At 70.8% G+C, this 21,384-nt stretch carries 14 protein-coding genes; 5 read left to right on the forward strand and 9 right to left on the reverse strand.

Going from position 1 to position 21,384, the window contains the following annotated elements; genetic code table 11:
* From R2B67_RS28600 to R2B67_RS28620, 5 genes are all read right to left on the reverse strand, one after another.
* The gene (locus R2B67_RS28600) at positions 1-1,830 is read right to left on the reverse strand and encodes a branched-chain amino acid ABC transporter permease (RefSeq protein WP_381075203.1); all 1,830 of its coding nucleotides are present in this window, start codon (positions 1,828-1,830) and stop codon (positions 1-3) included.
* Positions 1,831-1,835: 5 nt separating this feature from the next.
* Positions 1,836-2,765 carry a branched-chain amino acid ABC transporter permease gene (locus R2B67_RS28605; RefSeq protein ID WP_018512094.1) on the reverse strand — a complete coding sequence of 310 codons (930 nt, stop codon included), beginning with the start codon at positions 2,763-2,765 and terminating at the stop codon, positions 1,836-1,838.
* A gap of 94 nt (positions 2,766-2,859) precedes the next feature.
* Complete coding sequence (locus R2B67_RS28610; RefSeq protein ID WP_237325319.1) at positions 2,860-4,095, reverse strand: branched-chain amino acid ABC transporter substrate-binding protein; 1,236 nt, start codon at positions 4,093-4,095, stop codon at positions 2,860-2,862.
* Positions 4,096-4,753: 658 nt separating this feature from the next.
* Positions 4,754-5,224, reverse strand: a complete 471-nt coding sequence (locus tag R2B67_RS28615) for a PaaI family thioesterase (RefSeq protein ID WP_018512096.1) — start codon at positions 5,222-5,224, stop codon at positions 4,754-4,756.
* Positions 5,225-5,313: 89 nt separating this feature from the next.
* Entirely contained in the window at positions 5,314-7,608 is a 2,295-nt protein-coding gene (locus R2B67_RS28620; protein ID WP_317822081.1) for an FdhF/YdeP family oxidoreductase, read from the reverse strand.
* Positions 7,609-7,736: 128 nt separating this feature from the next.
* Between R2B67_RS28620 and polA the strand changes: the two genes are divergently transcribed.
* Positions 7,737-10,448, forward strand: a complete 2,712-nt coding sequence (polA, locus tag R2B67_RS28625) for a DNA polymerase I (RefSeq protein WP_317822082.1) — start codon at positions 7,737-7,739, stop codon at positions 10,446-10,448.
* A gap of 117 nt (positions 10,449-10,565) precedes the next feature.
* Here polA and R2B67_RS28630 read toward each other — a convergent pair whose 3' ends face one another.
* On the reverse strand, positions 10,566-11,453 hold the full coding sequence (locus R2B67_RS28630) for a DUF4184 family protein (protein WP_317822084.1): 888 nt from the start codon (positions 11,451-11,453) through the stop codon (positions 10,566-10,568).
* Positions 11,454-11,654: 201 nt separating this feature from the next.
* Between R2B67_RS28630 and R2B67_RS28635 the strand changes: the two genes are divergently transcribed.
* The 3 genes from R2B67_RS28635 (at position 11,655) to R2B67_RS28645 (ending at position 14,743) form a co-directional block, all read left to right on the forward strand.
* Positions 11,655-13,415, forward strand: a complete 1,761-nt coding sequence (locus R2B67_RS28635; RefSeq protein ID WP_317822085.1) for a lytic transglycosylase domain-containing protein — start codon at positions 11,655-11,657, stop codon at positions 13,413-13,415.
* A gap of 140 nt (positions 13,416-13,555) precedes the next feature.
* Entirely contained in the window at positions 13,556-13,693 is a 138-nt protein-coding gene (locus R2B67_RS28640; protein WP_018512101.1) for an SPW_0924 family protein, read from the forward strand.
* A gap of 60 nt (positions 13,694-13,753) precedes the next feature.
* Complete coding sequence (locus tag R2B67_RS28645) at positions 13,754-14,743, forward strand: cell envelope lipid trafficking protein PgfA (RefSeq protein WP_317822086.1); 990 nt, start codon at positions 13,754-13,756, stop codon at positions 14,741-14,743.
* Here R2B67_RS28645 and hrpB read toward each other — a convergent pair.
* Together hrpB and R2B67_RS28655 are read right to left on the reverse strand one after the other, a co-directional pair.
* On the reverse strand, positions 14,721-17,225 hold the full coding sequence (gene hrpB, locus R2B67_RS28650; protein ID WP_317822087.1) for an ATP-dependent helicase HrpB: 2,505 nt from the start codon (positions 17,223-17,225) through the stop codon (positions 14,721-14,723). The genes R2B67_RS28645 and hrpB overlap by 23 nt on opposite strands.
* A 91-nt stretch (positions 17,226-17,316) precedes the next feature.
* Positions 17,317-18,147 carry a class I SAM-dependent methyltransferase gene (locus R2B67_RS28655; protein WP_026241497.1) on the reverse strand — a complete coding sequence of 277 codons (831 nt, stop codon included), beginning with the start codon at positions 18,145-18,147 and terminating at the stop codon, positions 17,317-17,319.
* Between the two features lie 436 nt (positions 18,148-18,583).
* On the opposite strand from R2B67_RS28655, the gene rpsA reads away from it, so the two are divergent.
* Positions 18,584-20,095 carry a 30S ribosomal protein S1 gene (rpsA, locus tag R2B67_RS28660; RefSeq protein WP_018512105.1) on the forward strand — a complete coding sequence of 504 codons (1,512 nt, stop codon included), beginning with the start codon at positions 18,584-18,586 and terminating at the stop codon, positions 20,093-20,095.
* Positions 20,096-20,201: 106 nt separating this feature from the next.
* Here rpsA and R2B67_RS28665 read toward each other — a convergent pair whose 3' ends face one another.
* On the reverse strand, positions 20,202-21,161 hold the full coding sequence (locus R2B67_RS28665) for a right-handed parallel beta-helix repeat-containing protein (RefSeq protein WP_317822090.1): 960 nt from the start codon (positions 21,159-21,161) through the stop codon (positions 20,202-20,204).
* Between the last annotated feature and the right edge of the window lie 223 nt (positions 21,162-21,384).

Below are 21,384 nucleotides of genomic sequence, written 5' to 3' on the forward strand. Positions count from 1 at the left end.
TCAGGCCCCTGCCTTGGTGAGAGTGGCGGGCGCTTCGTCCTTCTCGTGGAACTCGAGTTGCTGGCGGCGGTTGGCGATGAGGCCTTCGGGGCGGAAGCGCATCAGCAGGACCAGTGCGAGCCCGAAGGCGAAGAGCTGGAAGTCGCTCATGAACTGGAGCTTGTTCGGGATGAGGAAGAGCAGTGCGCCGCCGATGAGGGGGCCGCTGATGGTGCCCATGCCGCCGAGGACGACCGCTGCGAGGAGGAAGGCCGAGTTGGGGGGTACGGCGTGGGCGAACTGGTACTGCTCGGGGGTCACGGTGTAGGTGACGTGTGCCTGTACGGCTCCGGCGAGGCCGGCGAGGGTGGCGCCGAGGGCGAAGGCGATGAGCTTGGTGCGGAAGCCGTTGATGCCCATGGCTTCGGCGGCTGTCTCGTCCTCGCGGATGGCGACCCAGGCGCGGCCGATGCGGGATTCGGCGCTTCGCCTGAAGACAACGACCACGATGAGGGTGACCAGCAGCATCAGGAAGAAGTAGTTCGCGAAGCGGCCGATGGTGAATCCGCCGATGGTGTGGGTGGCGCCGAAGTCGAAGCCGAAGAGGTTGAGGTTCGGGATCGAGGAGATGCCGTTGGAGCCGTTGGTGACGTCGGGGCCGGAGGTGCCGTCGAGGTTGAGGACGGCGATGCGGAAGATCTCTCCGAAGCCGAGGGTCACGATGGCGAGGTAGTCGCCGCGCAGTCGCAGGGTGGGAGCGCCGATGAGGACGCCGAAGACCATGGATGCGGCGGCGCCGACCAGGATGGCCTGCCAGAACGGCAGGTGGATGCCGAGCGGGGAGGTCGGGGAGCCGGAGACCAGGGCGGCGGCGTAGGCGCCGACGCCGAGGAAGGCGACGTATCCGAGGTCGAGGAGGCCGGCGAGGCCGACGACGATGTTGAGGCCGAGGGCGACGGTGGCGAAGATGAGGATGTTGACGCCGATGGTCGCGTACTGGTCGTCGGACTGGGTGAACGGGAAGGCCGCGGCGGCGACGAAGGCGCCGACGAGGGTCACGTTGCGGTGGCGTGCGGTGAGGGTGGTCACGCGCTGGATGAGGCCGGCTTTCTGGATCGCCGCGAAGCCGAAGCCGGCGGTGATGAGGAAGCCGATGAAGAGTTCGTCGTACTCGGTGCTGATGCCGTAGGTGAAGACGACGAGTCCGAGGGCGAGGACGACCGCGACGATCAGGATCTCGAGGTACGAGGGGAGGGGCTTCGCGGGCCGGGCGCTGTCGGTGGCGAAGGCGCTCTTGTAGGTGGTCCAGCGGTTGCTCAGGTTGTGCTTGAACTGCTCGAAGCCGCTGTCGTCGGGGTCGGCCGGGTGGTTCTCGGGCCGCTCGTAGGGCAGGGAGCGGGCGCCGGTCCAGCCGATGAGGGTGGCGATGGCGGCGACGTAGGCGCCGGGTTCGAGGTTGACGACGCCGCCGAGGCTGACGCTGATGGCGATGATCGAGAACCAGGCGGTGGCGAGGGCCGCGTAGGAGGCGAGCCGGATCGCGGGGTCGGCGCCTTGGGGGGTGAGCCAGCCCAGGCCCTTGATCCCGTAGGAGGAGAGGCCGAAGAGGGCGAGGAGGGCGCCGCTGACGAGGACGAGCCACTGGAGGCCGCCGGGGTAGCCGTAGACCGTGAGGTCGCCGGGGAAGGCGGAGGTCCAGGTCCAGGCGAGGAAGGCGGAGACGACGGTGAGTGCGCCGCCGGCCGTGGCGGTGGCCCGGGCTATGTGCGGCGGGAGCGTGAGCGGGCCGCGGGTGGTGGGTGCGGTCGTTGCGGGTGCGGTGACCGTGGTGGTGGTCTGTGTGGTGGTCATGGTGGTCACGCCCTGTCCGCGACGCGCTCGCCCATGATGCCCTGGGGCCGGAAGAGGAGCACGAGGATGAGGAGTACGAAGGCCCAGGCGTTGGCCCAGGACTGGCCGCCGAGCTGTTCGAGGCCGGGGACTTCGGCGATGTAGGCGGCGGCCATGGTCTCGGCGACGCCGAGGGTGAGGCCGCCGATCATGGCGCCGTAGATGTTGCCGATGCCGCCGAGGACGGCTGCGGTGAAGGCCTTGAGGCCGAGCAGGAAGCCCATGCGGAACTGGACTTCGCCGTACTTGAGGCCGTAGGCGACGGCTCCGATGGCGGCGAAGGTGGCGCCGAGGGCGAACGCGACCACGATGATGCGGTCGGTGTTGATGCCCATGAGCTTGGCGGTGTCGGGGTCCTGCGCGGTGGCCTGCATGCCGCGGCCGGTGCGGGTCTTGATGACGAAGTAGCCGAGGACGGCCATGGAGATGGGGGCGGCGATGAGCAGGAAGACGTCACCGGTCTGGATGGTGACGGGGCCGAGCTCGAAGGGGCCGCCGGGGATCTCGGGGAAGGTGCGGGCGGACTTGGCGCCCGGGTACCAGGCCCATACGGCTTGCTGGAGGGCGAGCGAGAGGCCGATGGCGGTGATGAGGGGCGCGAGGCGTGGTCCGCCGCGGAGCGGTCGGTAGGCGAATCGTTCCGCGCCGACGGCTATGAGGGTGGCGACGAGGATGGCGCCGATGAGCATGAGGGGGAGTGCGAGCAGCACGCTGGTGCCGCTGGGGAGTATGAGCCAGACCGTGAGGGCCCCGAAGCCGCCGGTCATGAAGATCTCGCCGTGGGCGAAGTTGATGAGCTGGACAATGCCATAGACCATCGTGTAGCCGATGGCGACGAGCCCGTACATCGATCCGAGTAGCAGGCCGTTGACCAGCTGTTGCGGCAGTTCGTTCACCGCGGGTCCTCCGTGTCTTTCGCCGGGTATAGAACAGCGCGGGGCGCATGGTGTGCGGCGCCCCGCGCTGCCGGTGGTGGGTCAGGCTGGTGGGTCAGCTGGTGAGCTCGCCGGACTTGACCGCGGCCCAGGCGCCGTCCTTGTACTCGTAGACGGTGAGCTGCTTGTTGGTGGTGTCGCCGAACTCGTCGAAGGAGACCTTGCCGGTCACGCCTTCGAAGTCGACCTTGCCGACGGCCTCGGCGACCTTGGCGCGGGCGTCGTCGGGGAGCTTGCCGTCGTTGGCGTCGACGACGGCCTTGACGGCCTCGATGATCGACCAGGCGGCGTCGTAGGAGTAGCCGCCGTAGGCCTCGAAGGGCTCCTTGTAGCCGGCCTTCTCGTAGTTCGCGACGAACTCCTTGGCGGACGGCAGGGTGTCGATCGGCGCGCCGACCGAGGTGGCGAGGTCGCCCACGCCCTCGGCGCCGGAGAGCTTGATGTACTCGGCGCTGTAGATGCCGTCGCCGCCGACGAGCGGGATCTTGGCGCCGGCCTTCTTGATCTGCTTGCTGAGCGGGCCGGCCGCGGGGTATTCGCCGCCGTAGTAGACGACGTCGGCGCCGGCGCTCTTGACCTTGGTGGCGACCGAGGAGAAGTCCTTGGTCTCGGGGTCGATGTGCTCGGTGCCGACGACCTTGCCGCCGAGCTTGGTGAACTCGGCCTTGAAGGTGCCGGCGAGGCCGGCGCCGTAGGTCTTCTTGTCGTCGATGACGAAGACCTTCTTCTTCTTGGCGTCGTTGAAGAGGTACTGCGCCGCGAAGGGGCCCTGGACGGCGTCGGTGGTGGCGGTGCGGAAGTAGGAGGCGAAGGGGCGCTCCTTGGTTCCCTCGTTCCACTTCTGGCCCTGGGTGAGGGAGGGCGAGGTGTTGGCGGGGGAGACCTGGACGAGCTTGGCGTCGGCCAGGACCTTCTGCATGGACTCGCCGACGGAGGAGTTCAGCGGGCCGACGGTGCCGAGGACCTTCTTGTCGGCGACGAACTTGCTCGCGTTCTGCTGGCCGGACGAGGGCTGGGCCTGGTCGTCGAGGGCCTGGATCTCGAAGGTGACGCCGTCGACGTACTTCTTGGCGTTGGCCTGCTTGGCGGCGAGGTCGGCGGAGTTCTTGATGCCGAGGCCGAGGGCGGAGAGGTCGCCGGTGAGCGGGGCGTCGACGCCGATGACGACGGTGGTGGTGCCGCCGTCGCTGCCGCTGCTGTTGTTGCTGTCGTCGCGCGAACCGCAGGCGGTGAGGGTGAGTGCTCCGGTGGTGAGCACGGCGGTGAGTATGAGCAAAGAACGGTGTCGCACGAAAAGTCCTTTCCCTGGCGCGGCCTCCTCTGCTTGAGGTGCCGTGTCGGTCGCCGGGTCGTGCTGGGGGTGGTGCTTGGGGGTTGTGCTGCAGACGTGCCCGGCGGCGCGGTGACTGGCGGTGACTCTAAGCGCAGCCGGGGGCGTCCGGGACGGGTCGGCGTCGGATGTGACGCTCTTGTTATGCCGTTGAGCAAGGCTTGAGGTTTCCGGGTGTGGATGTGCGGCTTTGGCACGGAGTGCGGAATGACCACATGCTGAGAACGCGCAGCTCTGCTAAGGGGCTTGGGGTGATCTTGGTGCTGACGCGGGGTGGGGGTGGCGTCGGGCGTGCCGGAGTGCCCCGGGGGCCTCGGGCCGGGGTGGCGGTTGGTTTTCACATTTCGTGGTTGTTACGCAGTGTTACAACGGCGAAGGTGCGTTCGAGTTCGCTGAGGCCAATGTGGCTGCTGAGTGGCTCATGGAACGTGGCTCGCCGTCAAGGGTGTTGACCGAGGGTGGTGATCAACTCCGCTGGATTTGGTGGGGATATGGCGCTGCCCGGCCGGATTGCGAGGTGCGGTTTCCGGCCGGGCAGGGGGTCTTGCGGCGGTGGTGCGGGGGGTGACGGGGTGTGCCGTCGGGGCGCGGTGGTGGGGTCGCGCCGGGGTGCGGGTGGTCAGCCGGCGTCGGGGCGGGGAGTGTCGCGGAGGAGGCAGGTGAGGCGGGCGGTGCAGACCCGCTTGTCCTGTTCGTCGGTGATGACGATCTCGTACGTGGCGGTCGAGCGGCCCCGGTGTACGGGGGTGGCGACGCCGGTGACGAGGCCGCTGCGGGCGCCCCGGTGGTGGGTGCAGTTGAGGTCGACGCCGACGGCGATCTTGGTGGCGCCGCCGTGGAGCATGGAGCCGATGGAGCCGAGGGTCTCGGCGAGGACGGCGGAGGCGCCGCCGTGCAGGAGGCCGTAGGGCTGGGTGTTGCCTTCGACGGGCATGGTGCCGACGACGCGGTCGGCGGCGGCCTCGACGATGGTCACGCCCATGCGCTCGCCGAGGTGGCCGGCGGAGAAGAGGGCGGGCAGGTCGACGCCGAGTGCCGCGTACTCGTCGATGACTTCCTGCGGGAAGAGGGGTGCGGTGTGCTCGCCCATGGGTCCGGCTCCGATCGTCTGCGCTGGTTCATTGCTGTGTGCACTGTTCTTACCAGACGACTGAGCGGACGCTTAGGGGGTGGCGGTTTTCAGTCGTCGCCGGGGGTGCTCCGGGGCTCCTCGAAGCGGATGACGACCGACTTGCTGGCCGGGGTGTTGCTGGTGTCGGCGGTGGAGCCGAGGGGGACCAGGACGTTGGTCTCGGGGTAGTAGGCGGCGGCGCAGCCGCGGGCGGTGGGGTAGTGGACGACGCGGAAGCCCTCGGCCCGGCGCTCGACGCCGTCCTTCCACTCGCTGACGAGGTCGGTGTAGGCGCCGTCGGTGAGGCCGAGGGCGGCGGCGTCGTCGGGGTTGACCATGACGATGCGGCGGCCGCCCTTGATGCCGCGGTAGCGGTCGTCGAGGCCGTAGATGGTGGTGTTGTACTGGTCGTGGGAGCGCAGGGTCTGCAACAGGAGCCTGCCTGCGGGGAGTTCGGGGAACTCGACGGGAGCGGCGGTGAAGTTGGCGCGGCCGGTGGCGGTGGGGAAGCGGCGTTCGTCGCGGGGGGCGTGCGGGAGGGCGAAGCCGCCGGGGTGGGCGGCGATGCGGGTGTTGAAGTCCTCGAAGCCGGCGACGACGCGGGAGATGCGGTCGCGGATGGTGGCGTAGTCCCGCTCGAACTCCTCCCACGGTGTACGGGAGTCGGCGCCGAGCACCGCCCGGGCGAGGCGGGCCACGATGGCGGGCTCGGAGAGGAGATGGGGGCTGGCGGGGGTGAGGTTGCCTCGTGAGGCGTGGACCATGCCCATGGAGTCCTCGACGGTCACGAACTGCTTGCCGCCCGTCTGGACGTCCTTGTCGGTGCGGCCGAGCGTGGGGAGGATCAGCGCGCGGGTGCCGGTGACGGCGTGGGAGCGGTTGAGCTTGGTCGACACGTGGACGGTGAGGCGGGCGCGGCGCATCGCGGCCTCGGTGACGGCGGTGTCGGGGGTGGCGGCGACGAAGTTGCCGCCCATCGCGAAGAAGACCTTGGCCTCGCCGTCGCGCAGGGCCTGGATGGCGCGCACCACGTCATAGCCGTGGTGGCGGGGCGAGGTGATGCCGAACTCCTTGTCGAGGGCGTCGAGGAAGGCCGGTGCGGGGCGTTCGAAGATGCCCATGGTGCGGTCGCCCTGGACGTTGGAGTGGCCGCGCACCGGGCAGACCCCGGCGCCGGGGCGGCCGATGTTCCCGCGCAGGAGGAGGAAGTTGACGACTTCCCGGATGGTGGGAACGGAGTGTTTGTGCTGGGTGAGGCCCATGGCCCAGCAGACGATGGTGCGCTCGGAGGCGAGGACGAGGGCGAGGGCCTGTTCGATCTCGGCGCGGGTGAGGCCGGTGGCGGTGAGGGTCTCGTCCCAGTCGGCGGCTTCGGCGGCCTGGGCGAACTCCTCGTAGCCGTGGGTGTGTTCGGTGACGAACGCGGTGTCGACGGCGCCCTCGGTGGCGAGGATCAGCTTGTTGAGGAGGCGGAAGAGGGCTTGGTCGCCGCCGATGCGGATCTGGAGGAAGAGGTCGTTGAGCGGGGTGCCCTTGAGCATGCCGTGCGGGGTCTGCGGGTTCTTGAACCGCTCCATGCCCGCTTCGGGGAGCGGGTTCACCGAGATGATCTTCGCGCCCGCGTTCTTGGCCTTCTCCAGGGCGGAGAGCATCCGGGGGTGGTTGGTGCCGGGGTTCTGTCCGGCGACGATGATCAGGTCGGCCTGGTGGATGTCCTCCAGGGAGACGCTGCCCTTGCCGATGCCGATGGTCTCGTTGAGCGCCGAGCCGGACGACTCGTGGCACATGTTGGAGCAGTCGGGCAGGTTGTTGGTGCCGAACTCGCGGGCGAAGAGCTGGAAGAGGAACGCGGCCTCGTTGCTCGTACGTCCCGAGGTGTAGAAGAGGGCCTCGTCGGGGGAGGAGAGCGCTGTCAGCTCCTCGGCGATGATCGCGAAGGCGCGCTCCCAGGTGACCGCCTCGTACCGGTCGGCGCCTTCGGGGAGGTACACCGGCTGGGTGATCCTGCCCTGCTGGCCCAGCCAGTAGCCGCTGCGTCCGGCGAGGTCGGCGACGGGGTGGGCGGCGAAGAAGTCGGGGGTGACGCGGCGCAGGGTCGCCTCTTCGGCGACGGCCTTCGCCCCGTTCTCGCAGAATTCGGCGGTGTGCCGCTTGTCGCCCTCGGGCCAGGCGCAGCCGGGGCAGTCGAAGCCGTTCTTCTGGTTGACCTTGAGGAGGGTCTGGGCGGAGCGGCGCACGCCCATCTGCTGCTGGGCGATGCGCAGGGAGTGGGCGACGGCGGGCAGCCCGGCGGCGGCGTGCGGGGCCGCTTCGACCTGCGGGGCGTCCTGGACCGGGTCACCGGTCGGCGGCTTGCTGGCCATGATGCTGCTCCCCTTCGAGCGCTTCTTCCACGCGGCGGCGTATTCATGTCGTCACCATCGATCCTGTCACGGGTGCGCAAGGCCGTGCCCGGTCCGGATTGTCAGTGGGGCGTGGCAGGATCGGGGGCGTGGCTGAGACGGCATCGAAGAAGACGGCAGACAACCGACCGCGCCTGCTCCTCATGGACGGGCACTCCCTGGCGTACCGGGCGTTCTTCGCCCTGCCCGCGGAGAATTTCACGACGGCGGTGGGGCAGCCGACGAATGCCGTGTACGGCTTCATGTCGATGCTGGCGAACACCCTGCGTGATGAGGCGCCCACGCACTTCGCGGTGGCGTTCGACGTGTCCCGTAAGACGTGGCGGGCGCAGGAGTTCCCGGAGTACAAGGCGAACCGCTCCAAGACCCCCGACGAGTTCAAGGGGCAGGTGGAGCTGATCGGCGAGCTGCTGGACGCGATGCACGCGGACCGGTTCGCGGTGGACGGGTTCGAGGCGGACGACGTCATCGCGACGCTGGCGACCCAGGCCGAGGCGGCCGGGTTCGAGGTGCTGATCGTCACCGGTGACCGGGACTCCTTCCAGCTGATCACGGAGAACGTGACCGTGCTGTACCCCACGAAGGGGGTCTCCGAGCTGACCCGGTTCACCCCGGAGAAGATCGTCGAGAAGTACGGGCTCACCCCGCAGCAGTATCCGGACTTCGCGGCCCTGCGCGGCGACCCGTCGGACAACCTTCCGAGCATTCCCGGCGTCGGTGAGAAGACGGCCGCGAAGTGGATCAACCAGTTCGGTTCGTTCACCGAGCTGATGGAGCGGGCCGACGAGGTCAAGGGCAAGGCCGGGCAGAATCTCCGCGACCACCTGGACGCGGTGAAGATGAACCGGGTGCTGACCGAGATGGTCCGGGACGTGGAGCTGCCGAAGTCCGCGACCGACCTGGAGCGGGCCCCCTACGACCGCTCGGCGGTCACCGGCATTCTGGACATACTGGAGATCCGCAACCCGAGCCTGCGCGAGCGCCTGCTCGCCGTCGACCCGGGCGCCGCGGAGGCCGAGCCGCCCGCCCCGGCGGCCGGTATCGAGCTGGACGGCGCGGTCCTCGGCTCGGGTGAGGTCGCCCCGTGGCTGGAGGCGCACGGTGCGCAGCCGCTCGGCGTGATGACCGTCGACACCTGGTCGCTGGGTGCCGGCACGGTCACCGAGGTCGCGCTCGCCGCCGCCGACGGGGCCGCCGCCTGGCTGGACCCGACGCAGCTGGAGGAGGCCGACGAGCGGGCGTTCGCCGCGTGGGTGGCGGACCCGGAGCGGCCGAAGGTCCTGCACAACGCGAAGAACGTGATGCGGGTCTTCCCCGAGCACGGCTGGCAGCTCGAAGGCGTCGCGATGGACACCGCGCTCGCCGCGTATCTGGTGAAGCCGGGCCGCCGCTCCTTCGCCCTGGACGCGCTGGCCGTGGAGTATCTGGGCCGTGAGCTGGCCCCGGCCGCCGCCTCCGACGGGCAGCTGGCCTTCGGCGCGGACGACCGGGCCGAGCAGGACGCCCTGATGGCGCAGGCCCGCGCCGTGCTCGACCTGGGGGACGCGTTCACGACCCGTCTGAAGGAGGTCAACGCCACCGAGCTGCTCCACGACATGGAGCTGCCGACCTCGATCCTCCTGGCCCGTCTGGAGCGGCACGGCATCGCCGCGGACCGGGCCCATCTGGAAGGCATGGAGCAGCAGTTCGCCGGGACCGTGCAGCAGGCGGTGAAGGAGGCGCACGCGGCGGTGGGCCGGGAGTTCAATCTCGGTTCGCCCAAGCAGCTCCAGGAGATCCTCTTCGGTGAGCTGGGCCTGCCGAAGACGAAGAAGACGAAGACCGGATACACGACGGACGCGGACGCGCTGGCGTGGCTGGCCGCGCAGACCGAGCACGAGCTGCCGGTCCTCATGCTGCGCCACCGCGAGCAGGCCAAGCTCCGGGTCACGGTCGAGGGCCTGATCAAGACGGTCGCCGCCGACGGTCGCATCCACACCACGTTCAACCAGACGGTGGCGGCGACCGGCCGGCTCTCCTCCACCGACCCCAACCTGCAGAACATTCCGGTCCGCACCGACGAGGGCCGGGCCATCCGCCGGGGCTTCGTCGTCGGCGAGGGCTTCGAGACGCTGATGACGGCGGACTACAGCCAGATCGAGCTGCGGGTCATGGCCCACCTCTCCGAGGACGCCGGTCTCATCGAGGCGTTCACCTCCGGTGAGGACCTGCACACCACGGTCGCCTCCCAGGTCTTCGGCGTCGAGAAGGACGCCGTCGACCCGGAGATGCGCCGCAAGATCAAGGCCATGTCGTACGGACTGGCCTACGGCCTCTCCGCGTTCGGCCTCTCCCAGCAGCTGAACATCGACCCGGCCGAGGCACGGGTGCTGATGGACACCTACTTCGAGCGGTTCGGCGGCGTACGGGACTATCTCCACCGGGTCGTCGAGGAGGCGCGGGCCACCGGCTACACGGAGACGATCCTCGGCCGCCGCCGCTACCTCCCCGACCTGAACAGCGACAACCGCCAGCGCCGCGAGGCCGCCGAGCGGATGGCGCTCAACGCCCCGATCCAGGGCACCGCCGCGGACATCGTGAAGGTGGCGATGCTGCGGGTGGACAAGGCGCTGCGGGAGGCGGAGCTGACCTCGCGGATGCTGCTCCAGGTCCACGACGAAATCGTGCTGGAGATCGCGAAGGGCGAGCGGAAGCAGGTGGAGGAGATCCTGCGCCACGAGATGGCGAACGCGGTTGAGCTGCGCGCCCCGCTGGACGTCTCGGTCGGCGTCGGTAAGGACTGGGAGTCCGCGGCCCACTGACCGACGCCGACAAGAAGCCGAGCTGAGCCACGGAAAGCCGAAGGGCCCGGAACCGCACCACGGTTCCGGGCCCCTCCTCGTCCCGCTACGTGCGGGTCCGGGCCCTCACCCGTCCTGCTACGTCCGGTCGGCGGCGGACTCCTCCGCACGGGGTGCGTCCGCCATGGACGGTACGGAGGTGGCTTCCGGGCTCTCCGCCGGCCGCCCGCGCCCGCGCAGCAGCCGCATCCACGCCCCGTACAGCAGCAGCCCCGCCGCCAGCCCCGCGCCCGCGCCGAAGCAGGCCGTCGGGATGATGTCGAGCGGGTTCTCGATGCCCCCGAAGTGGGCGTAGAAGCGCAGGCACCGGTGGACGATCCCCAGCACCATGCAGCCGGCCAGCAGCCCGAGCGCACCCCACCGCTCACCCCGGCCGAGCTCCGGGAGCGCCTCCGGCACCGGGGTCGCGACCGTGCGCCGCAGCGCGGTGAGCAGGAACCAGCCGAGCACCACCAGCGCCAGCGCCGAGCTGCCGTACTGCGCGAACTGGTAGAGCGGGAAGCCCCCGACGCTCCGGTCGAGGTGCAGCAACTCCGTGCCCCACCGGCTGTGGTGGGTGAACGCGTCCCACGCCACATGGGTGGCCGCGCCGAGGGCGGCCGACCCCACGAACACCAGCCAGGCGTGCGGCCCGAACGACTCCCGGGTCCACCGCTGCCCCCGTACGAGAGCGTGGACGCGGCCCCGTACGCTTACCGGACCCAGCGCCACCAGCGGTTCGCGCAGCGCTGCCCACACCGCCACCAGCACGGCGGCGATCAGCACGTTCACGGTGACCACACCGAGGAAGGTGTGCGTGAACTCGCCGAACCTCATGGCCCCGGGGATCACGGTGTCCGCGAAGTAGGTGACGTCGGGCGCGAACGAACCGGCGATGAGGGCCGAGGGGTACAGCCCCCAGCGGGCGGTCCCGTTCCGGCGGACCGCCGGGAGCACGGCGGCGGCATGGCTGAGGGTGAACGGCATGGCGGCAAGTATGCGCGAACGCCCCGAGCCGTACGTCAGGGCACCCTCCGTTGCCCTCCCGGACCACGCCGGCGCTGGAACGTGAAAAAACAGTAAGAAGCGGTCAGGGTGCGGTGCTCGGGCGCCACCTGGTGCCGTAGGGTCGCTTGAGTCCTGCGCTGGGGAGCGCGAGCAGCCTTCGAGGGGGAGGGACCGGAACGTATGGCAGCGCACATTCGCCGACGGCTGCGCAAGGGGGCCACGACCACCGCGGTGGCGGCGGCCGCCGTGGCGGCGCTCGCGGCGTCCCAGGCACCCGCGGCCCCGCTGGCCGAGGGAGCCACGGGCGGTGACCAGCAGGCCGCCGGCGGTGAGTCGGGCGGCCCGGAGGACGGCGCCGCCACCGGCAACTCGCCGTACTACACCGACCTCCCGCCCCTCGTCACGCCCGATCGCCCCGGTTCGTCCAGCAACCTCCCGGCCGCCACCGGCAGCGCGGAAGCGGGCATACCGGCCTCCGTCCTGGCCGCGTACAAGCAGGCCGAGCGGACCGTCGGGACCACCGACCCGGCCTGCCGGCTGCCCTGGCAACTCCTCGCGGCGATCGGCAAGGTCGAGTCAGGCCAGGCCCGCGGCGGCCAGGTCGACGCGAACGGCACCACCCTCTCCCCGATCCTCGGCCCGGCCCTGAACGGCCAGGGCTTCGCGCTGATCAAGGACACCGACGGCGGGGCGTACGACAGCGACGCCGTCCACGACCGCGCGGTCGGCCCGATGCAGTTCATCCCGTCCACCTGGGCCACCTGGGGCCAGGACGCGAACGGCGACGGCCGCAAGGACCCCAACAACATCTACGACGCGGCGCTCGCCGCCGGCCGCTACCTCTGCGCGGGCGGCCGGAACCTGGCCGTCGCCGCCGATCTCGACCGGGCGGTGCTGAGCTACAACCAGTCGACGGAGTACCTGCGTACGGTCCGCTCCTGGTTCGCGTACTACCAGCGCGGCACGCACGAGGTGCCCGACGGCAGCGGAGTCCTGCCCACCGCACCGAGCACCCCGACGCCGAGCCCCACCCCGACTCCGAGCCCCACCCCCGGCGGGACGACCAGCCCGACGCCGTCCCCGTCGCCCTCCAAGCCCGGCGGTGGCGGTACGAAGCCGAGCCCGAGCCCCTCCAAGCCCGGCGACGGCTCCACCAGCCCGACCCCGACCCCGACGCCTCCCCGGCCGACGCCGCCCCCGAAGCCGACCCCGTCCCCGGCCGAGACCTTCGGCTCCCTGGAGAACGCGGGCACCGGCCCCCTCACCGCCACCGCCGGCGGGACGTTCGAGGAGCGGGTCTCCGTCCGTGCCCGCAACGCCCTCGGCGCCCCGATGGCCCAGCTGCCCGTCACCTTCACCATCACCGGGACCACCGGCACCCTCTTCGACGGCGGCAAGAAGAAGGTCACGGTCATCAGCAAGGCCGACGGCACCGCCACCGCACCCGCGCTCAAGGCGGGCGAGAAGACCGGCAAGTTCACCGTCACCGCCACCGCGGGCACCAACCGGCCGCGCACGCTGACCTACGAGGCGAGCGTCACCGCCCGCCAGGCCGACAAGATCGTCCGGGTCGGCGACAAGGCGCTCGTCGCCGCGCCCGGCGAGAAGTTCGCGGACGCCGTCACCGTCAAGGCCACGCACAAGGGCATCGCCGCCCCGGGAGTGGCCGTCACCGCCACCATGGTCAAGGACAGCCTCGGGCTCATCGACAACGACAAGGGCCCGTACTTCAAGGACGCGGACGGCAAGCCGCTGCGGACCCTGGACCTCACCACGGGCGCCGACGGCCTGCTCCAGCTTCCGGAGATCTTCGCCGACGAGAACCCGGGCACGTACAAGCTGCGGCTCACCACCGAGGGCGGCGGCTCGGTCGTCATCGAGCTGACCGTCCAGGCCCCCGAGGAGACGGCGCCGGAGGAGACGGAAACCCCCGAAGCCTGACCCCCACTGCCCACCGCTCCACCGACAGCCCCCGCGCCCGCCCGGCGCGGGGGCTGTCCGCTGTGTTCTCATCTCGCGCCCCGGTTGCTACGGTGCCCCACCCTGACGAGCCGTCAGTTCCCCGTCCCGGGAGGTCGAGCATGCGTGCCCTTGTCGCCGCCGCCATCGGTCTGGCCGCCGCCCTCGCACTCGTGTTCACGCTCTCCGCCGTCGGCTCCCCGCCGGGCGAGACCTCACCGAAACCCCTGCTCACCACCGTCCCGGGCCCCAAGCAGTAGCCAGGCAACGGCGGCCCAGCCCCAGCAAGCAGCAGCCCAGCAAGGGAGAGGTCCACCACCATGCGCCGCCGAGCCGGTCTCGTCCTCCTCGCCTTCGCCGTCTTCTTCGCCGCCCTGTCCCCGCTGCTGCGCTGGTACGCCTTCCCCCGGCTGGCCAAGGTCCCGCCGAACCAGTACCAGGAAGTCGTCCTGGAGGCGAAGCCCGCCACCCTCCTCGACTACACGACCCTCAAGGCGAAGGAGGTCGAGAAGGTCACCATCGTCCAGACGCTCAAGGGCAACGTGGAGGAGTCCGAGAAGATCGAACGCAGCGCCGGACGGGACGTCGTCGTCTGGGACGCGCTCTCCTACATCGAGGGCCCCGACGGCAAGATGGTCTCCGAGATCCCCGAGCGCTACATCTTCGACGCCCACACCCAGGCCCCCGTCAACGCCACCGGAGAGATGGTCGACGGCGACCCGGTCCGCCGCACCGGCATCGAGTTCAAATGGCCCTTCCTCACGGAGAAGCGGGACTACGAGTACTTCGACGCCCAGTCCCGCACCACCGCGCCCATCCACTACAAGGGCACCCGAACCTTCGGCGGCCTGGAGGTCTACTACTTCGAGCAGACCATCCCGTGGACCAAGGTCCCGATGCCGAAGAAGATGCCCATCGAGGGCGTCACCGCCGAGCAGATCGCGCAGACCGGCATGACCCGCTGGTACACGACCAAGCGCATGTTCTGGGTCGAGCCGGTCACCGGGGCCCCGGTCAACGGCGAGGAGATCCACGAGGAGGAGCTGCGCGACGCCAAGAAGATGGGCATGTCCGAGGACACCGTCACCGCGTTCTCCGGCCATGTGAAGATGCGCGAGGACTACATCGTGGACACCGTCGACCTGGTGAAGTCCCAGCGCGTCCTGGTCCTCCTGCTCACCTCGTACATGCCCTGGGGCTTCCTGGGCCTGGGCATCGGCCTGCTCGCGCTGGCGCTGTGGCTGGAGGCACGGTCACGGCGACCGGCGGTTACGGAGAGCCCGGCGGCTACGGGGAGCTCTGCCGCTTGAGCCGTGCCGAGGTGTACCGCGTCGCCTGTACGGTCGCGGGGTCCTCCGGCCACGGATGCTTCGGGTAGCGGCCGCGCAGCTCCGCCCGTACGGCCTTGTAGCCGTCCTGCCAGAACGACGCCAGGTCCGCCGTGACGGCGGCGGGCCGCCCGGCGGGGGAGAGCAGGTGGACCAGGACCGGCACCCCGGCCACCGTGGGCGTCTCGCTCAGCCCGAACAACTCCTGGAGCTTCACCGCCAGTACGGGCTGTTCGCCGCCGTACTCGACCCGGATACGGGAGCCGCTCGGCACCTCGATCCGCTCCGGCGCCAGCTCGTCCAGCCGCACCGCCTCGCCCGTCGCCCACGGCAGCAGCCGGCGCAGCGCCTGCCCCGCGTCGATCCGGCCCAGGTCGGAGCGGCGCCGGGCCCGCGACAGCTCCGGCTCCAGCCAGCCGTCCGGGTCCGCCAGCAGCGCATCGTCCGACACGTCGGGCCACGGTGCGCCCAGCACCCGGTGCAGGAACGCCAGGCGCAGCCGGAACTGCTCACTGTCCCGGGTCCACCGCAGCAGCCCGAGCCCTTCCCGCCCCAGTCCCTCCACCAGGGCCCCGCGCACCAGCTCCGGATCCGGCTGCTTCAGGGGCCGTACCGCCAGCTCCACCGCCCCGACCCGGTCCACCGACCGGGCCACCACCTCGCCGTCCACCCAGCGGACCTCCTCGCCCCGCACCCGCAGATGCCCGGCGGCCAGGAGGGCGGTGGGCTCGTCGACCACCGCCGCCAGCCGCACCCGGGCCGAGGCCGCGTGGGAGGGCCGGTCCGCGACGGCGACGGCCAGCCAGGGCGCGCTGCGCAGCCGCGAGGAGTCCCGCAGCTCCGCGCCCGTGCCCGACACCATGAGGAAGGCCCCGTCGCCCCGGGCCCGCGCCACCCGCTCCGGGAACGCGAGGGCGGCGACGAGCCCGACGACGGCGTCATCGGAGCCCTGTTCGGAAGCCCCGTCCACCTGGGACGACAGCCGCCGCACCTCCTGCTTCCAGCGGGCCGCGTACCCGTCCTGCCCCCGCCGGGCGGTCCGCAGCGCCGCCGCCAGATCGTCCCCGTACTCCCTCGGCGGCTCCTCGCTCAGCAGCGCCACCACCTCCGCCGCCCGCCGCGCCCCGGCCTCCGAGGCGCCGTCCAGCAACGCCCGCGCCAGCCGGGGGTGCAGCCCGAGCCGGGACATCCGTACGCCGCGCTCGGTGACCCGGCCCGCCTCGTCCACCGCGCCGATCGCCTCCAGCACCTCGCGGGCGGCGCCCATGGCCCCGGCGGGCGGCGGGTCCAGCAGGGCGAGCGAGGAGGCGCCCGGGTCGCCCCAGCACGCCGCCTGGAGCGCGAACGCCGCCAGGTCGGCCACCTTGATCTCGGGGGCGGGGAAGCGCGCGAGCCGCCCGTCCTCGGCCTGGTCCCAGCACCGGTACACCGCCCCGGCCGCCTCCCGCCCGGCCCGCCCGGCACGCTGCTGTCCGGCCGCCTGGGGGGCCCGTACGGTGGTCAGGGCGCTCAGGCCCCGGGCGTGGTCGGTACGGGGTTCCCGGGCGAGGCCCGAGTCGACGACGACCCGTACGCCGGGCACGGTCAGCGACGACTCCGCCACCGAGGTCGCCAGCACCACCCGCCGCCCTTCCGAGGACCCGGCGAGCACCGCGTCCTGCACGGCAGCCGGCGCGCGCCCGTGCACCTGGAGCACCTCGGCGTCCACCCCGGCGAGCTGGCCGGCCACCCGCGCGATCTCCCCGACCCCGGGCAGGAAGCAGAGCACGTCCCCCTCCCGCTCGGCCAGCGCCCGCCGCACGGTCGCCGCCACATGCGTCAGCAGCGCCGGATCGACGCGCATCCCGTGCGGAGGCTTCACCGGCCGCGCGGGCGGCGCCCAGACGACCTCCACCGGGTACGAGACCCCCTCGGCCTCGACGACCGGCGCATCCCCCAGCAGCCGCGCCCACCCCTCCGCGTCCGTCGTCGCGGAGGCGGCCACCAGCCGCAGATCGGGCCGGATCGCCTCCCGTACGTCCAGGAGGAAGGCGGCCACCGTGTCCGCGTCCAAGTGGCGCTCATGGCACTCGTCGATGATCACCACGTCGACCCCGGCCAGCTCCTGGTCCCGCTGGAGCCGCTGGAGCAGCACCCCGGTGGTCACGACCTCCACCACGGTTTCCCGCCCGACCACGCGCTCCCCGCGCACGGTGAAGCCGATCCGCCCGCCCGGCTGCTCGCCCAGCAGCCAGGCCATCCGCCGCGCCGCCGCCCGCGCGGCGATCCGGCGCGGCTCGGCGACCACGACCCGGCGCACCGGCCCGTCCCCGGTCAGCCCGGCCAGGACCAGCGGCACAAGGGTCGTCTTGCCGGTGCCGGGCGGGGCGCACAGGACGGCGACGCCACGGTCGTCCAGCGCGCGCCGGAGCGCGGGGACGGCGGTGCGGACGGGAAGACGGTCCAGGGCTTCGGTGCGGATCACGCCCCCAGTGTCGTACGGACACTTCCCCGGGCCGGACGTCGGCCCGGCTCGCCCGCGAAGGGCAATCAGTCCCGCTCGCCCACGGAGGGCATCAGTCCCGCTCGCACACGAAGATCGCGGTCCCGGGGATCAGGTTGCCGCGCAGCGGGGACCAGCCGCCCCACTCCTGGTCGTTCCACGCGGGCCATTCCGGTTCGACGAGGTCGACCAGCCGGAAACCGCCCGCCACCACGTCCCGTACCCGGTCGCCGAGGGTGCGGTGGTGTTCCACATAGACGGCGTTGCCCCGCTCGTCCTGCTCGACATAGGGGACGCGGTCGAAGTAGGAGGCGGCGACGGAGAGGCCCTCGGGTCCCGGTTCGTCGGGGAACGCCCAGCGGATCGGGTGCGTCACGGAGAAGACCCACCGGCCGCCGGGCCGCAGCACCCGGTGGACCTCGCGGAAGACCTGCACGGGGTCGGCGACGAAGGGCACCGCCCCGTACGCGGAGCAGGCGAGGTCGAAGGAGGCATCCCGGAAGGGGAGCCGGCCCGCGTCCGCCTCGACGAGGGGGAGGCCCTCGCCGATGCGCAGGGCGTGCTGGAGCTGGCGGTGGGAGAGATCGAGGGCCACCGGGCGGGCGCCCTGTCCGGCCAGCCAGCGCGAGCACTGTGCGGCCCCGGCGCCGATCTCCAGGACGTCGAGCCCTTTGAGGGAGGCGGCGGGCCCCAGGAGGGCGGCCTCCGCCTCGTCGAGCCCTTCCGGGCCCCAGACGAAGCGGTCGTCCCCCAGGAAGGAGCCGTGATCCATCTGGTACTCGTCGGCGTTCCGGTCCCACCACCCGCGGCTGGCCCGGCTGCTCTCGGCCTCGTCCGCCACCCGCCGGGTCGCTTCGGGTTCTGCGGGTTCCTCTGTGTAGGTCCCGTGGATCTCTTGGCTCATCGTGCCCGCCGTTGTAGTTTGCCTTCACTCGCCGCACGCGGTACGTACCAGGGGTAGGTGCCGGGAGACGGGCGCGTGTGCGCGACGCCTTGCCGCACTGCCGTATTGTGTCCGGGTCGAATCGGCCCGAACGCGCCTCGGAGAACAGGAGTTGCTCCGGTACAGGGCCGTTGAGGGGCCGTCGCGTCCCCGGTCCACGCCTGCGCGCATTGACCCTGTCCGGCTGCCCCCGTATGCTACAAGTTGCGCTGCGAGCCTGCGCGCCTCAGACCTAGCAGGCCGCGCTCGCGTCTGTTGCATGTCCCCTCGGTTGTCGAGGCGTCTCTCCGGAAACGGATTGCGCGCTTTCCAGGCTGTCCGGCTTCTGCAGAGGCGATACGGGCTTTCGGCGTAGCAGTACCTACGATTCTCTGTCCGTACCGGAGCCCTTTCCCACATGACGAGCAGCACCGAGACCACCGCCACCACTCCGCAGGTTGCGGTCAACGACATCGGCGACGCGGACGCGTTCCTCGCGGCGATCGACGAGACGATCAAGTACTTCAACGACGGCGACATCGTTGACGGTGTCATCGTCAAGGTTGACCGGGACGAGGTTCTCCTCGACATCGGTTACAAGACCGAAGGCGTCATCCCGAGCCGCGAGCTCTCGATCAAGCACGACGTCGACCCGAACGAGGTCGTCAAGGTCGGCGACGAGATCGAGGCCCTGGTTCTCCAGAAGGAGGACAAGGAAGGCCGCCTGATCCTCTCGAAGAAGCGCGCTCAGTACGAGCGTGCCTGGGGCACCATCGAGAAGATCAAGGAAGAGGACGGGATCGTCACCGGTACCGTCATCGAGGTCGTCAAGGGTGGTCTCATCCTCGACATCGGCCTCCGTGGCTTCCTCCCGGCGTCGCTCGTCGAGATGCGTCGTGTCCGCGACCTCCAGCCCTACGTGGGCAAGGAGCTCGAGGCGAAGATCATCGAGCTGGACAAGAACCGCAACAACGTGGTCCTGTCCCGCCGCGCCTGGCTCGAGCAGACCCAGTCCGAGGTTCGCCAGACGTTCCTCACCACCCTCCAGAAGGGTCAGGTCCGCTCCGGCGTCGTCTCCTCGATCGTCAACTTCGGTGCCTTCGTGGACCTGGGTGGCGTCGACGGTCTCGTGCACGTCTCCGAGCTCTCCTGGAAGCACATCGACCACCCCTCCGAGGTTGTCGAGGTCGGCCAGGAAGTCACCGTCGAGGTCCTCGACGTCGACATGGACCGCGAGCGCGTCTCCCTGTCGCTCAAGGCGACGCAGGAAGACCCGTGGCAGCAGTTCGCCCGGACGCACCAGATCGGTCAGGTCGTCCCGGGTAAGGTCACGAAGCTCGTTCCGTTCGGTGCGTTCGTCCGCGTCGACGAGGGCATCGAGGGTCTGGTCCACATCTCCGAGCTGGCCGAGCGCCACGTGGAGATCCCGGAGCAGGTCGTCCAGGTCAACGACGAGATCTTCGTCAAGGTCATCGACATCGACCTCGAGCGCCGCCGCATCAGCCTCTCGCTGAAGCAGGCCAACGAGTCCTTCGGTGGCGACCCGGCCTCGGTCGAGTTCGACCCGACGCTGTACGGCATGGCCGCGTCGTACGACGACCAGGGCAACTACATCTACCCCGAGGGCTTCGACCCCGAGACCAACGACTGGCTCGAGGGCTTCGAGGCGCAGCGCGAGGTCTGGGAGACCCAGTACGCCGAGGCGCAGCAGCGCTTCGAGCAGCACCAGGCCCAGGTCATCAAGTCCCGCGAGGCCGACGAGGCCGCCGCTGCCGAGGGTGCTGCCGCCCCGGCTGGCGCCGCTCCGGCCGCCTCGGGTGGCTCCGGTGGCGGTTCGTACTCCTCGGAGTCGGCGGACAACTCCGGCGCCCTGGCGTCGGACGAGGCCCTCGCCGCCCTGCGCGAGAAGCTGGCGGGCGGCCAGAGCTGACGCTCCGGACCCCGACGGCTCATCGGCTGCGGTAAAGCTGTAGAGCGGTAAGTGAGGCCCGTTCCCTTCGGGGGGCGGGCCTCACTCGCGTAACAAGGGGGGCTGGTCAGGGCGTCACGGTGATGTTGGTCAGCCCTCGGCCTCCGGTGACGGTGTTGCTCGCGTACACCGTGGTGCGGCACGTGGCGCTGTTGTTGGTGACGTTGACGGCGAGCTGCCGGTCGCCGGTGGCGCCGGACAGGTTCGAGATGTTGTTCCGGAAGACGGTGCCGCAGCCCCAGCCGCTCTGCTGGGTGTGGGTCTCGTAGCCGTTGTTGGTGGTACGGGAGCCCCGGTTGCCCTCCACCAGGACGTTGTTGCCCTTCACGTCGACCCAGGAGTCGTCGTAGTTGGCGCCGGTGAGCCCGTTGCCGTCGAAGGTGTTGCCGATGATCCTGGCCCCGGTGGTGCCTTCCTTGATGTCGACGTTCTCGCCGCGGACATCCGGCCCGATCGTGTTGTTCAGGATCTGCGCGTTGTCGCTCCGGTCGGAGAGGTCGTTCGCCGTCCCGACGTACACGCCCTCGCCCATCCCGCGCCCGTTCTGCCCGGTGTCGTAGATGCGGGAGTTCTTCAGTACGCCGTCGCGCGAGGACTTCCGGAAGTGGACGCCCTCCATGTCGAGGTCGTGGACGGTCACCGAGTCGATGACGACCCCGTTCGCGGTGTCGGCCATGATGCCCTTCTGACCGCCCTTGATCGTCACCCCGTGGACCGTCCAGTACGAGGCGCCGTTGAGGTGCAGCCCGTAGCCGCCGCCCGCGGTGAGAACGGCCCTGCTGGAGCCGGTGAGGATGATGCGGGCGCCGGAGGCGCCGGGCCGGGTGGCCTTGAAGTTGCCGGTGTACGTGCCGTCGGCGAGCCGGATCGTGTCGCCGGGGGAGACGGTGGTGAGCGCCGACTTGAGCTGGGCGGCGGTGGATACGTCGATCACGGCCGCCGCGTGGGCGGGGGCCGCGGTCAGGGCGAGGCCGCCGGTGGCGAGGGCGGCGGCCAGCAGGGCGGTGAGGGGGGTGCGGGGGCGCATGGGGGGGGAGGCCTTCCCGTCGGAGGGGGCAGGGGCGTTCCCGTACATTCCTGTACGTGAATGGGGGATGCATCCCTGAACGTGTTGCCCAGTGACGGTAGGGACGGCCGCCGGCCACGTCAAGGTCTGGACCAATAACTGACGCGCCGTGAAGCTCCGTCGCCGGAAAGTGCGGACGCCGGGAATGCTCATGGAGCCGGCCGCGTTCTTCCCAGGGAACACG

This window comes from Streptomyces cyaneofuscatus (assembly GCF_033109485.1).
Lineage (GTDB): Bacteria > Actinomycetota > Actinomycetes > Streptomycetales > Streptomycetaceae > Streptomyces > Streptomyces cyaneofuscatus.